Origin of the sequence: Bifidobacterium biavatii DSM 23969 (assembly GCF_000741165.1) — a bacterium.
GTDB lineage: Bacteria > Actinomycetota > Actinomycetes > Actinomycetales > Bifidobacteriaceae > Bifidobacterium > Bifidobacterium biavatii.
In genome coordinates this window covers 133584-147899 of the sequence record NZ_JGYN01000030.1, presented here as the reverse complement: position 1 = coordinate 147899, position 14316 = coordinate 133584, and the positions used below count along the sequence as shown (strand labels likewise).

Here is a 14316-nt window from a genome sequence, read left to right as displayed (position 1 = left end):
AGCAATACCATGCATCAGACGATCGAACGAATCAAAGGCGGGCTCGTGGTGAGCTGTCAGGCGTATCCGGGCGAGCCGTTGCGCCATCCGGAGACGATGGCTCAGATGGCCATGGCGGCCGTCGAGGGCGGCGCCGTAGGCATACGCTGCCAAGGATTGGCTGACATCGCCGCCATCAAGGGACAGGTGAGCGTGCCGGTGATCGGCATCTGGAAGGACGGCGAGGAAGGCGTGTACATCACGCCGACCCTGCGTCACGCACGCTGCTGCGCGGCGGCCGGCGCGGACATCGTCGCCATCGACGCGACCGGACGGCCCCGGCCGGACGGGCTGACCTACGCCGACACCGTGCACGCCCTGCACGACGAAGGCGTGCTCGTGATGGCCGACTGCGGCAGTTTCGCCGACGCCGAGCGTGCGGTCGAGGCCGGCACCGACATCATCTCCACTACACTGTCCGGCTATACGGGAGACCGGCCGAAAACCGACGGCCCGGATTTCGAACTGCTTGATCGGATGATCGAGGCGTTCCCCGACGTGCCCGTGCTGTGCGAGGGGCGCATCCACACGCCCGCCCAGCTGCGTCAGGTGATGGCCGCCGGCGCATGGGCCGCCGTGGTGGGCACCGCGATCACGCATCCGATGAGCATCACGCGCTGGTTCGTGGCGCAGCTGTAGGCCGCATGAGCTGAGACGGCGGTTGTCCTGGTCGATTTCCGGCCGTTTCGGCTGATGCGGCCGTCGCGTCTCTGCCTTAACGTGACCCGCAACACTCCCGACTTGAAATCAGACATCAGACGTCTTATCATTAAGTCAGTTCGACGACGACGCCACAGGTTCTCGTGGACCCCCAACCGAGCGATCGGCATGGCGAGAACCGGCAATCACCAACCATCAGCAATCATCATCCACCATCGGAAACATCACCCATCTCACATCAGGAAAGGCACCGTCTCGTTTCGAACGATGGTCCTACATGCACTCAACGACGAGGAGAACCAATGATCAGGAAGACCGGAAAATTCAAGGCCGCCGTGGCGGCGACCGTAGCGGGCCTCATGCTGCTCGCCGGATGCGGCGGCGGCAACGGTACCACCCAAGGCAAGGCGAGCACCGGCACGGCCGTGACCGACACCATCACGGCGCAGGTCGCATACGCAACCCGCGATTTCTCGCCCTCCACCACGTCCAGCGCCCTCGCCATGGCCGGCAACTGGCACGTGACCGAACCGCTGTACGCGCTCAACTATACGGACTATTCCGTGTTCAACGCGCTCGCCGCCGGCGAACCGGAGCAGGTGTCCGACACTGAATACGTGGTCACGCTGCGCGACGGAGCCAAGTTCTCCGACGGCACCGCGGTCACCGCCGACGACGTGGTCTCCTCCTACAAGCGCACCACCGCCGAGGACAGCCTGTACATCTCCATGCTCGACTTCATCGAATCCGCCGAGGCCAAGTCCGACACCGAAGTGACCTTCAAGCTCACCCGCGCGTTCCCGATGTTCAAGCAGCGTCTCGCCCTCATCCAGATCGTCCCCTCCTCCATGAGCGACGAGGATCTCAAAGCGCAGCCGGTCGGCTCCGGCCCGTGGAAGTACACGGAGATCACCGACCAGCAGGTCAAGTTCGACAAGAACGACCAGTACAATGGCGACCACCCCGCCCAGGCCGCGCACATGGTGTGGAACGTATCCGTGGACGACACTGCCCGCGTCACCGCCATGCAGGCCGGCAAGGTGGACGTGATGGAAATGGTGCCCGCCAACGCCTTCAAGACCCTCGAATCCTCCGGTTCCGAACTGGAAACCGTCCAGGGCTTCAACCTGCCGTTCCTCATGTTCAACACCAAGAAGGCCCCGTTCGACAAGAAGGAAGTCCGTCAGGCCGTCTTCTACGCGATCGACACCCAGAAGCTCATCGACAACCAGATGTCCGGACAGGCCTCCGCGGCCACCAGCTTCCTGCCCGAGAACTTCTCGAACTACCACAAGGCCAGCAACGTCTACACCAAGAACGTGGAGAAGGCCAAGGAACTGCTCAAGGAAGCCGGCGTGACCGGCGAGCTCAAATTCACCCTCTACACCACCGACCACTCCTGGATCACCCAGCTGGCCCCGCAGATCAAGAACGATCTGGCCGAAATCGGCATGAACGTGGACATCCAGTCGATGGCGTCCTCCGCCCTCTACCCGAACATCACCGACAAGGAAGGCGCCGACTTCTCGATGGTGCTCGCCCCCGGCGATCCGTCCGTGTTCGGCAACGACCCCGACCTGCTGATGAACTGGTGGTACGGCGACAACGCCTGGACCAAGACTCGCACCTTCTGGAACGGATCCGAAGGCTACACCCAGCTCCATGAGCTGATGGACAAGGCGCTGGACGCCTCCACTGACGACGACCGCCAAGGCTACTGGAACCAGTGCTTCGACCTGCTCAGCGAAGAGGTCCCGCTCTACCCGCTGTTCCACCGCCAGACGACCACCGCCTTCAAGAAGGGTGTGTTCAAGAGTGTCGACGCGATCGGTTCGACCGGCATCAACCTCGTGAACGCCGAGCTGAACAAGTAGTCGATAGCGCCGCTCCGGCAGACACCGTAGCCAGCCATCGAAGGCCCTCCCGTCCCGCGGGCCATTGAACGTCCGCGAGACGGGAGGGCCATGCCGTTGCAGAACTAGTCTTCAGACCTGACACGATGGGTTCTGACTATTCCTCAGTCACTTCGTGACAGCTCCCCTGACAAGGGGAGCCGAGGAAAAGGAATGCAGCGGTTTAAGCCCGATAGAGCACCGTTCTGCAAGCCATCATGAACCACCCTGAACCACCTGTCTTGAACAATCCGACAAGGGAGTCCCATTGAACAACCTGCTACGCCTTCTCGGCAGACGACTGATCGCCCTGCCGTTCATGGCATTCGGAGTGACCCTCCTGGTCTACTTCCTGATGTCCTTCTCCCAATACGACCCGGCCGTCGCCGCCCTCGGCGAAAACGCCACCCCGCAGGCGCTCGCCGCCTACCGGCACGAAATGGGCTTCGACCGCCCCTGGTGGGAGCAGTTCTTCTCCTATCTCGGCGGGCTGCTGCGCGGCGATCTCGGCGTCTACGGCGTCAACAAGGACCCGGTGAGCGGCCGCATCGCCACCGCATTCCCCATCACCCTCCAGCTGACCTTCATCGGCCTGCTCATCGCCATCGTCTTTGCCGTCATCTTCGGCGTGCTGGCCGCCCTGTACCGCGACACGTGGGTCGACCAGGCCATCCGCGTGGTCTCCATCATCGCCATCGCCACCCCGTCCTTCTGGCTCGGCGTGCTGCTCATCTACGTGCTGCAGATCAAAATGGCCTGGCTGCCCGGCGCCGGCGAACTGCCCGCCTTCACCCAGGACCCGGCCGGATACCTGGCCCGCATGGCCATGCCCAGCTTCGCGCTCGGCCTGCCCGTGGCCGGCTCGCTCACCCGCATCATCCGCACGTCCATGGTCGAGGAGCTCGACAAGGACTACGTGCGCACTGCCATCGGTGCCGGCGTGCCCAAGCGCGTGGTCGTGGCCCGCAACGTGTTCCGCAACGCGCTGATCACCCCGGTCACCATGCTCGGCATGAAGATCGGCTACCTCATGGGCGGCGCCATCGTCATCGAGGTCATCTTCGCACTGCCCGGCATGGGTACTGCGATGTTCGACGGCATCAACAACAACCAGCCGACCCTCGTGCAGGGCGTGGCACTGGTCGTGGCACTGGCCTTCATGGTGGTCAACGTGATCGTCGACCTGCTCTATGTCCTCATCAACCCGCGAATCAGGACGGTGTGACGATGCTCGGAAGCAACAACGCAACCCGCGAATTCAACAAACCCAATACCAAAGTCAGGGTCAAGCGCTGGTCGAGCATGAGCATCGGCACGCGCATCTCCGTCATCGTCATCGCAGTGCTCGCACTGGCCGCGATCTTCGCGTCCGTCGTGACCCCGCACAACCCGACCGAAATCACCCTCAGCTATCAGGCACCCACCGCCGACCACTGGTTCGGCACCGACAACCTCGGCCGCGACGTCTTCTCCCGCGTCATCTACGGCGCACGGTACTCGCTGGTCATTGGCCTGAGCTCCATCGCGTTCGCGCTCGTCGTCGGCTCCGTCATCGGTGCCGTGGCCGCGGTCTCGCGCACCTGGGTGTCCGAAATTATCATGCGACTGATCGACGTGGTCATGTCCGTGCCGACCATCGCGCTCGCCGCCGTGTTCGTCTCCATCCTCGGCCAATCGATGATCGGCATCATCATCTCCATCGGCGTGCTGTACGTGCCGCAGGTGGCCCGCATCGTGCGCGCGAACATCATCAGCGAATACGGCAAGGACTACGTGCGCGCGGTGATCGTCTCCGGCGCACGCGCGCCGTGGATCCTCTGCAAGCACGTCACGCGCAACATCGCCGCCCCCGTCATGGTGTTCACCACGCTGTCCGTGGCCGACGCGATCGTGTTCGAGGCGTCCCTGTCGTTCATTAACGCGGGCATCCCCGAACCGACCCCGACCTGGGGCAACATCCTGTCCTCCGCCAAGGCCGGCGTGCTCTACGGCTACTGGTGGCAGGCCATGTTCCCGGGCCTGGCGATCATGATCACCGTGCTGTGCCTGAACATCTTGTCCGAAGGCATCACCGACGCCATGGTGGCCGCCCCCACCGCCCCCATCCAGCAGAGCGAGGAGGGCAGGGAGCTCAGCCGCAAGGAGGACCGCCTGCTCGTGGACCCGGTGGCCGCCTACGCCGCTCAGAAGGAAAGCCTCGACAAGCGTCTCGCGCAGCTGCGCGAGGCCGAGCTCAAGCGCAAGGACCGCTTCATCCCGCTGTCCCAAGCCAAGCCGGTCATCGAAGTGCGCGACCTGTGCATCAAGTTCCCGCGCCACGGCGACGTGAACGTGGTCGACCACCTGTCCTTCGCCGTGCGCGCCGGACAAACCATGGGCCTGGTGGGCGAGTCCGGCTGCGGCAAGTCCATCACCTCGCTGGCCATCATGGGCCTGCTCGACCCGCGCGCCGAAATCAGCGGCGAAATCCTGTTCGACGGCAAGAACCTCGTGGGCATGAGCCCCAAGGAGCACAACGCCCTGCGCGGCCACGAAATCGCCATGATCTATCAGGACGCGCTCTCCAGCCTCAACCCGTCCATGCTCATCAAGGCGCAGATGAAGCAGCTGACCAAGCGCGGCGGCACCCGCACCGCCGAGGAGCTGCTCGAACTGGTGGGCCTCGACCCGAAGCGCACGCTGGAATCCTATCCGCACGAGCTGTCCGGCGGCCAGCGCCAGCGCGTGCTCATCGCCATGGCCCTGACCCGCGACCCGAAGCTCATCATCGCCGACGAACCGACCACCGCACTCGACGTGACCGTGCAGAAGCAGGTCATCGACCTGCTCAACGAGCTGCGCGAGAAGCTCGGCTTCGCGATGATCTTCGTCAGCCATGATCTGGCGCTCGTGGCCAAGGTCGCCCACTCGGTGACCGTCATGTACGCCGGCCAGGTCGTCGAACAGGCATCCACCAAGGAGATCCTCACCGATCCCCGCCACGAGTACACGCGCGGCCTGCTCGGCTCCGTCACCTCCATCGAGGCCGGACAGGGACGCCTCCATCAGGTGCCCGGCACCGTGCCCTCGCCGGCCGACTTCCCCAAGGGTGACCGCTTCGCGCCGCGTTCCTCGCACCCGGACCGCGGACTCGACGTCCACCCGGTCATGAAGCGCGTGCCCGGCACCCAGCACATGGTGGCCTGTCTGCCGGACGACCCGGAGCCCTCGCCGGCGCCCGCATTCACCTACGACTGGTTCGCACCCACTCCGGAAGTGGCCGCCCGGGAGGCTGCGGAAGCCCTGAAGGGAGCACAGCGATGAGCAGCACAACCACCAGCAACGCCAACGGCAGCGCAACCCCGATCATCGAGCTGCGGGACGCCGAAGTCGTGTTCACCACGCGCGCAGGCACGCTGTTCCATCCCAAGAAGGTGACGGCGGTCAACAAGGTGAACCTCAAGCTCATGCCCGGACGCACGATCGGCATCGTGGGCGAGTCCGGCTGCGGCAAGTCCACTACGGCCAACGTGATGTGCGGCTTGCAGTCCGTCACCGGCGGCCACGTGTTCTTCAAGGGGCAGGACGTGACCAAGCGCACCGCCAAGGAGCGCATGGACATCGGCCGCGTAGTCTCCGTGGTCTTCCAGGACCCGGCCACCGCGCTCAACGCCCGCATGAGCGTGCAGGACCAGCTCATGGACCCGCTCGTGGTGCACAAGCTCGGCGATCCGGCGGCACGCCGCAAGCGCGCCTACGAACTCATCGACATGGTCGGCCTGCCGAAGTCCGCGCTCAACGCGCTGCCGGGGCAGCTGTCCGGCGGCCAGCGGCAGCGCGTGGCCATCGCCCGCGCGCTCTCGCTCAACCCAGACGCGATCATCGCCGACGAGCCGACCTCCGCGCTGGACGTGTCCGTGCGCGCGCAGATCCTCAACCTGCTGTCCGATCTGAAGAAGTCACTCGGCTTGTCGATGGTGTTCATCAGCCACGATATCCAGACGGTCCGCTACGTCTCCGACGAGATCGTCGTGATGAACCACGGCACCATCGTCGAGCACGGTCTGGCCCGGGACGTGCTGAATAACCCGCAGGACGACTACACGAAACTGCTGTTGGGTGCGGCGCCGTCGCTGCTGCACCCGACGCCGGAGGAGTGCATCTGAGCGTCCGGGCGGCGTCCTGGGCGGCGTACCGGTCCCGTCCGGGCATATGATTTCCGGTCACAGTAGCCACGCCGGCAGCCGAGCCGGCGGGATCATCGATGATTCCCGCCGATGCGGCCGCCGGCTGACCGGTCGATCCGGCAGATCCGATCGCCTTCCCCCGTCCAATTCCGACCCGCGAATCCATCCATCGTCCTTTCCCGACGAACCAGCCCCACAGACACACAGACATAAGGAAACCATCATGAACACCACTTTCCGCGGCGTAATCCCTCCGGTCGTGACCCCATTGACCGCCGACCGCCAACTCGACCGCGCCAGCTTCAAGCGCTCCGTCGACCGTCTGATCGACTCGGGCGTGAACGGCCTGTTCTTCCTCGGCTCCTCCGGCGAGGTGGCCTTCAGCACCGACGCCCGCCGCCGCGAGATCATCGAAGCCGCCATCGAATACACCGCCGGACGCGTGCCGGTGCTGGTCGGCTGCATCGACACGGAAACCGAGCGCGTCATCGAACACGCCAAAGTGGCCGCCGAGCTCGGCGCCGACGCCATCGTGGCCACCGCGCCGTTCTATGCGCTCGGCGGACTGCCCGAGATTGAGAACCACTTCCGCCTCATCCACGAGGCCGTGGACCTGCCACTGTTCGCTTACGACATCCCTGTATGCGTGCACGTCAAGCTGCCGGGCGACCTGCTCATCCGCCTCGGCCTCGACGGCGTGCTCGCCGGCGTCAAGGACTCCTCCAACGACGACGTCTCCTTCCGCTTCCTGTGCGATGCCAACCGCAAGGCCGGCCATCCGCTGGTGCTGCTCACCGGCCAGGAAGTTGTGGTGGACGGCGCCTACATGGCCGGCGCCGACGGCAGCGTGCCGGGTCTGGGCAACGTGGAATGCACCGGCTACGTGCGCATGTGGCAGGCCTATGAGGCCGGCGACTGGGCCACCGTGCGCGCCGAGCAGGACAGGCTCGCCGCGTTGATGAACATCGTGAACGTCACCTCCGGCGTCTCCGGCTTCGGCGCCGGCGTGGGCGCGTTCAAGACCGCCATGGCTCTGCTCGGCGTGTTCGAAACCAACCAGATGCCCAATCCGGTGCGCGCGCTGACGGGTGCGAACGTGGAGGCCGTGGCCCGCGTGCTGCGCGAATGCGGCCTGGAACCGGTGCGCACGGCCGAGGAGGTGAGCGCTTCTACCGTAATCGACTGAGTCTAAACCGCTGGCGCTGACCGGATTGACGGCTCGGCGGCCAGTATTCGTTTCTTTCCTTTCCTGTTCTCCTCCAATGCGAAGGCGGGGTCGGTTCCGGAATGTTCCCGGAACCGACCCCGCCTTTTTGATGCGTGTGGAATGCGTTGGACGAGGAATGAAAGCGGTGGAAGAGAGCAGGAGGATTACTCGTTACCGTCTTCGATACGCTGTCTGAGGATGGATTCGATGGGCTCGTAGTGGTCGACGACGGCCTGGCGATACGCGTCGATGTCGCCCGCCAGCGCGGCGTCGAGCATGCGGCGGTGGGCCGAGGCGGTGCGGTCGAGTTCGCTGGACACCGGCAGTCCGAGCTGGGGGAGCACCGCCATGTGGACGAGCCAGAGGGACCGGACCATCTGCTTGACGATGGTGTTGCCGATCGAGTCGAGAATGCCCATGTGGAAGTCGATATCCAGCGCGAGGAAGGTTTTGCCGTCCTTCGCGGTGGCGGTCATGGAGTCGGCGAGCTTCATGAGATGGGGCTGCTCGCTGTTCGCCAGGGAGGCTACCACCTCGTCGGCGCAGCCGAGGTCCAGGAACCGGCGCAGCTGGACCACGTCCTGCAGGTCGGCGAAGTTCTTGCCCACGGACACCATCGACCGGAAGGCGAGTGTCTCCACCATCGGGTCCAGGGACAGTGACCCGACGAATGTGCCCTTGCCGTGCTCCACCTTGACGATGTTCAGCGCCTCGAGCTTGCGCACGGCCTCGCGCACCGAGGATCGGGAGGCGCCGATCGTGTCGCACAACTGCGCTTCGGTCGGCAGCACGTCGCCGGGCTGCAGATGCTCGTGCAGGATATAGGATTTGATGGCGTCCATCGTCTCGTCGCAACGGCTGCGCGCGGAGACAGTAGGCGTGTGTTGCAGCGATAGACGGGCCAGCATCGCCAATTCCTGCTGGGTGTAGTCGTCTGGGATTTCATCGCCCGGTATCTGGACTCGGTTCCCGTTCTGGTTCGGCGTCTCAAGTGCGGCCGAACCGGATGGGTTGCTCATGATACGCTCCTTGTCTTGTTTGCCCTTGCGGGGTGCGACGTTGTCGTTGGTGTGTCGCATTCGGTACCACCGTTCCCCCGGCGGGTCCTGTGCATCACAATAGTGCGCAAACACAACGCACGACTAGGTTTTGCTCCTATTGCGATACTTTTCGCTCCGACAGGGGTGCGGGTTTGCCGGATGAGCGGCGTCCGGTGCTGACTGCGGCGAATCGCCGTCCGCCTTGCGGGACGTGCCGGTCAGGCGTGAACGGCTCTGCGCTGAGTTATCAGACATCTGACAACTTTCATCATACCACGACATAACAGGACATGTACAGACGTGCCCGGGCAACAGCCGCCACGGCCGCTGCCCGGGCACAACCGTCAGCGCTTGACCTGTCTGACCTGTCTGACCGCAGCATGCACGATCGCGGCGAACGCGGCCGTCGTGCCGATCGCGACGCCGGCAAACACCTGCGGACGGCGCAGTTCGTTGCGCAGGCTCACCGCGCCGGTCACACAGTGATCTTCGAAGAACACGCGCAGTTCGTTGCCCGAGTAGCGGCCGACCAGCTCGCCCCACGTGAGCATGCGCGTCACGTACAGCTGCGGCGCGTCCTCGCGGAACTCGAACAGACGCACGCCGCGGTAGCGCGACTTCGGCCCGTAGCATTCGAAGCCGCAGGTCGGCGCGTAGCCGAGATCGATGCCGTCGACGTGCCCCACAAACGAATTCTTGTGGTCATGGCCGCAGAACAGCGCGAAATAGCCGCCCGCGCGACGCATCGCATCCACTTCGCCCACGTTGTCGTCAGCGCAGCCGATCGCCTCGCCGAGACGCGAGCCCGGCCGGCACACCTCGTGGTTGAGCACGTAGCAGTGGCCCGCGTAGTTGCGCGCTCCCTCCACCGCGTTCGGCGTCCACGCGGGCACTTCCTTGAGGCAGTCGTAGAACTCCTGCGGCGGGATGTGCTGGAATGCGATCGTGGGCACCGGTTTGCCGTCGCCGTTGCGCGTCGCCAGCGAGCGCTGCACGTCGCCCAGCCACGCGACCGCCTTGTCGCTCGGCGTGCCGTATCCGTCGGAGTCGGCCAGGTCGAGCCCGCGCGAATTGGCGACGTAACGCGGATACTGCGCGTCGTTTTCCTCCGGCTTGCCCGCGTAGTCGCCGGAGTTGACCAGCGTCACGCTCATCGCGACGCGGCCGGACCCGTCGGACGATTCGATCGGCAGTGCGAACGTTCCCGGCTCGATAGCGAGCTCGCTCGTGCCGGGCGCCGGATTCATGCAGCCCGGATATTCGCGGTAGATGTCGTCCTGTTCGTCGGCGAGGATGCCGCACTGGAAGTCGTGATTGCCGTACGTCGCGGCGAACGGCACGCCGGCCTTGATCGCGGGGGACAGGAACGCGCTGAACGTGTCGCGCACCTTCTGCCGGGTGTCGTCGAGCAGGTCGTCGAGCGTGACGACGTCCTCGGACGGCGGAAGATCGGGGTTGCGCCGGGCCGCGATGCGCCGTTTGATGCCCTGTAGCTTCGCCTCGACCTCGGTGACGAGGCGCACCTTCGCGCCCGGGTTCTCGCCGCGGCGGCGCAGGAACGTGTCGATGTACGCCGGATCGTAGCCGCGGATCTGGTCGCCGGTGAACACGATCAGGTCGGGATCGGCGGCCTTGATCGCGGCCTCGATCATGCGGATCGTATCGGGCTTGACGTTCGGGCCGTCCTGGATGTCGGCCATTTGCAGGATACGGAAGCTGCCGTCGCGGCGGAAGCGCAACGGGGTGCGCGCGGTCGGCGATTGCTGGGTTTTGGGGGAGCGTGTCATGCGTTCCATTGAACCGTGCCACGAGTCCGTGCGCCGTGCGATGCGTGCGATCTGCGCGGGAACCGCACGTTTGCGTCGCGCGCGGTTCACCTTGCGTGTCCCGAATGCGCTCCGAATGCCGGAATCGCGGCGATTTGCGCGGACAAGGCCGGTAAGATGAAAGGTTGTACATGTTACGTACGCGTAAACGATGCGGCCGGGCTGAACCACCGGCGCAAATTCCAAAGAAAAGGAGGAGAGATGGGTCAGGATCAATCATCGGTATTTGATCTTGCGGCGGTCGCCGCAGCGTCCAACGGAGGGAACAACGACCCGCTGCTGCCTCCGGCGCGATTCATCGGCGACCCGCAGAAGCCGAGCAAGATGCCGTACACCAAGTACGTCGCCTACGACAAGCAGGTGCCGTTCGACTATCCGCAGCGCACGTGGCCGGGCAAGCGTCTCGAGCGCGCCCCGCGCTGGTGCTCGGTCGACCTGCGCGACGGCAACCAGGCGCTTGTCAACCCGATGGATTCCGAGCGCAAGCTGCGCTTCTGGAACCTGCTGGTTTCGCTCGGATTCAAGGAGATCGAGGTCGGTTTCCCGTCCGCGTCCGAAACCGATTATGACTTCATCCGCATGCTCATCGAGCGCGAGCTGATCCCGGACGACGTGACCATCGTCGTGCTCACCCAGGCCCGCGAGCACCTGATCCGCAAGACGTACGAGTGCCTCAAGGGCGCCAAGCGCGCGGTCGTGCACTTCTACAACTCCGTTTCCGTGCTGCAGCGCGAGGTTGTGTTCCGCAAGGACAAGGCCGGCATCAAGAAGCTCGCCACCGACGCGGCCGAGCTGTGCAAGGAGCTTGAGGGCGAGGCCAAGGGCATCGACCTGTACTACGAGTACAGCCCCGAATCGTTCACCGGCACCGAGCCCGAGTACGCGGTCGAGGTGTGCAACGCGGTCATCGACGTCATCAAGCCGACACCCGAGCACAAGATGATCATCAACCTGCCGGCCACGGTCGAAATGACCACGCCGAACGTTTTCGCGGACGAAGTCGAGTACGTGTCCAACAACCTGACCGACCGCGACTCGATCGTGCTGAGCCTCCATCCGCACAACGACGAGGGCATGGGCGTGGCCGCCACCGAACTGGCGATGCTGGCCGGCGCGGACCGCGTCGAAGGCTGCCTGCTCGGCAACGGCGAGCGCACCGGCAACGTCGATCTCGTCACGCTCGGCCTGAACCTGCTCACGCAGGGCATCGACCCGCAGATCGACTATTCGAACGTGCCGGAGATCCGCAAGACGGTCGAATACTGCAACCAGATCAAGATCTCCGAGCGTCACCCGTACGCGGGCAACTTCGTGTTCACCGCGTTCTCCGGTTCGCATCAGGACGCGATCAAGAAGGGCCTCGAAGCGCGCCAGATGGCGGCCGACCGTGCCGGCGCCGATCTCGACAGCTTCGTGTGGCTCGTGCCGTACCTGCCGATCGATCCGAAGGACATCGGCCGCACGTACGAGGCGATCATCCGCGTCAACTCGCAGTCCGGCAAGGGTGGCATGGCCTACCTGCTCAAGACGAACCACAACCTCGACCTGCCGAAGCGCCTGCAGATCGAGTTCGAGAAGATCGTGCAGAAGTACGCGGACGAGACCAAGAAGGAAGTCAAGGACGAGGACATCTGGCGCCTGTTCAAGGACGAGTACCTGCCGGTCGAGGAGTCGGGCGCCACGGCGGCCGGCGCGGTCGTGGGCGACACTCGCGACGAAAGCCTCGAGCAGTGGGGTCGTCTCAAGCTACTCAAGGTGTCGGTCTCGTCCGGCGAGGACGGTTCGGACACCGTGCTCAAGGCGAAATTGCTCGATCGCGGCGCTGGCGCTTCGAACGCCTCCGAACCGGTCGTGCGCGAGCTGTCGGGCATTGGTAACGGCCCGATCGCCGCGTTCATCAACGCGATCTCGAACCTTGGCATCGAAGTGTCGGTGATGGACTACGTCGAGCATACGATGTCCGTCGGCACCGACGCGATGGCCGCTTCGTACGTCGAGGCGCAGGTCGGCGAGGATGCGGAAAGCCAGATCATCTGGGGTGTCGGCATCGACTCCTCGATCATTACCAGCTCGCTCAAGGCGATTATTTCCGCCGTCAATCGATCGGAACGCTGACTGTCGTCAGCGTGCTGTGTTCAGCGCGTCGCAACTGATGTTGCTCCGGCTACGAACAGTTCACTGGACTGTTCGTCGGAACGCTGACTGTCGTCAGCGTGCTGTGTTCAGCGCGTCGCAACTGATGTTGCTCCGGCTACGAACAGTTCACTGGACTGTTCGTCGGAACGCTGACTGCCGTCAGTGCTGATCGGCACTGATCGCATATGACAAGAGCCCCCTCAAGGTGAGGGGGCTCTTCGCGTATTGGCGGCATGAGGCGCCGTTCAACGGCGTGGACTCAGGAACTCAGCGGCCGGACGACGCCTTGATGAGCGCGTCGGTGAGATACTTGCCGGCGGCCATGACGAGCGGCGCGTAACGGCGGCCGGGCGCGTTGCCCATACGGCCGGACGGGCCGGAGATCGAGATTGCGGCGATCACCTGGCCGGACGCGTTGCGGATCGGCGCGGAGATCGAGCACACGCCCTCCTCGCGTTCGTTTACCGACTCGCTCCAGCCGCGTTTGCGTACGGCGGCGAGCTTGGCGGCGCTGAATTTCGCGTGGCGCAGGCCCTGATGCATGCGGTCGGAATCCTCCCACGCGAGCAGGATCTGCGCGGCCGAACCGGCCTCCATCGACAGCATCGCGCCAACCGGAATCGAATCGCGCAGGCCGGACGCGCGTTCCACGGCGGCGATGCACACGCGCTGGTCGCCCTGACGGCGGTAGATCTGCGCGGATTCGCCGGTGCGATCGAGCAGCGTCTGCAGGATCGGGCCGGCCGCGGTGAGCAGTCGGTCCTCGCCGGCGGCCGCGGCCAGTTCGGCGAAACGCGAGCCGAGCGCGAAACGGCTGTGCTGGTCGCGCAGCACGAAACGATGGCGTTCGAGCGCGATGGCGAGACGGTGCGCGGTCGGGCGCGCCAGGCCGGTCGCGGCGACCAGCTGGCCGAGCGTGGCCGGTCCGGACTCGAGCGCGTCGAGGATTTTCACGGTTTTGTCGAGCACGCCGACGCCGGAGTGGATTTCGCCGTCGTTCGCCGAAGCGTCGGTCGCGTCGGCGTCCGATTCCGTCGCGTCGGTCGCGTCGACGGCGTCCATGCGGTCGGCCGGTTCGTTAAGCTCGTTCAGCGGCGCGTTCGGCTCGCTGGGCATGCTGCTGTCTGCGTTGGAGGAAGTCATAGTGGTCGATTATGCCATCTCACATAGTGAAACGCAAAACGCGGAATCCGTGCCCGTGTTGTAATTCGCGACAGCGACGGGCGACGGGCATGTCCCGGTGTTCGTGACGTATCTCATATACCGGCCTTGCAGGCCGTTTCCCCGGGCTCGAACCATAGGCTATATACCACGAAGGACGCGAGAGTACAAGACCTCGCGAGAAAAAAT

General features: G+C 64.7%; 10 protein-coding genes. 7 read left to right on the top strand and 3 right to left on the bottom strand.

The features are described 5' to 3' along the window. Positions 1–9 precede the first annotated feature (9 nt). The 6 genes from BBIA_RS10120 to BBIA_RS10095 all read left to right on the top strand — a co-directional run bounded on the left by BBIA_RS10120 (position 10) and on the right by BBIA_RS10095 (position 7943). Positions 10–678, top strand: a complete 669-nt coding sequence (locus tag BBIA_RS10120; RefSeq protein ID WP_033495666.1) for an N-acetylmannosamine-6-phosphate 2-epimerase — start codon at positions 10–12, stop codon at positions 676–678. 323 nt (positions 679–1001) lie between these two features. Next, entirely contained in the window at positions 1002–2573 is a 1572-nt protein-coding gene (locus tag BBIA_RS10115) for an ABC transporter substrate-binding protein (RefSeq protein WP_033495664.1), read from the top strand. Between the two features lie 286 nt (positions 2574–2859). Beyond that, positions 2860–3816: an ABC transporter permease gene (locus tag BBIA_RS10110; RefSeq protein ID WP_152600630.1), complete on the top strand. Its 957-nt coding sequence runs from the start codon at positions 2860–2862 to the stop codon at positions 3814–3816. Positions 3817–3818: 2 nt separating this feature from the next. After that, complete coding sequence (locus BBIA_RS10105; protein ID WP_081892282.1) at positions 3819–5894, top strand: dipeptide/oligopeptide/nickel ABC transporter permease/ATP-binding protein; 2076 nt, start codon at positions 3819–3821, stop codon at positions 5892–5894. Next, positions 5891–6736, top strand: a complete 846-nt coding sequence (locus tag BBIA_RS10100) for an ABC transporter ATP-binding protein (protein ID WP_033495661.1) — start codon at positions 5891–5893, stop codon at positions 6734–6736. Before BBIA_RS10105 ends, BBIA_RS10100 begins: the two co-directional genes overlap by 4 nt. A gap of 244 nt (positions 6737–6980) precedes the next feature. Continuing rightward, positions 6981–7943: a dihydrodipicolinate synthase family protein gene (locus BBIA_RS10095; protein WP_033495660.1), complete on the top strand. Its 963-nt coding sequence runs from the start codon at positions 6981–6983 to the stop codon at positions 7941–7943. A 185-nt stretch (positions 7944–8128) separates the two neighbouring features. Here BBIA_RS10095 and BBIA_RS10090 read toward each other — a convergent pair whose 3' ends face one another. Together BBIA_RS10090 and BBIA_RS10085 are read right to left on the bottom strand one after the other, a co-directional pair. After that, positions 8129–8983 (bottom strand): FadR/GntR family transcriptional regulator, encoded by an 855-nt coding sequence (locus BBIA_RS10090; protein ID WP_081892314.1) that lies wholly within the window; start codon positions 8981–8983, stop codon positions 8129–8131. A 365-nt stretch (positions 8984–9348) separates the two neighbouring features. Beyond that, complete coding sequence (locus tag BBIA_RS10085) at positions 9349–10791, bottom strand: metallophosphoesterase family protein (protein WP_051923970.1); 1443 nt, start codon at positions 10789–10791, stop codon at positions 9349–9351. Positions 10792–11031: 240 nt separating this feature from the next. Between BBIA_RS10085 and leuA the strand changes: the two genes are divergently transcribed. Continuing rightward, complete coding sequence (leuA, locus tag BBIA_RS10080) at positions 11032–12945, top strand: 2-isopropylmalate synthase (RefSeq protein WP_033495658.1); 1914 nt, start codon at positions 11032–11034, stop codon at positions 12943–12945. A 288-nt stretch (positions 12946–13233) separates the two neighbouring features. On the opposite strand, the gene BBIA_RS10075 is transcribed toward leuA, so the two are convergent. Next, positions 13234–14028 carry an IclR family transcriptional regulator gene (locus tag BBIA_RS10075; protein WP_033495729.1) on the bottom strand — a complete coding sequence of 265 codons (795 nt, stop codon included), beginning with the start codon at positions 14026–14028 and terminating at the stop codon, positions 13234–13236. Positions 14029–14316: the final 288 nt, after the last annotated feature.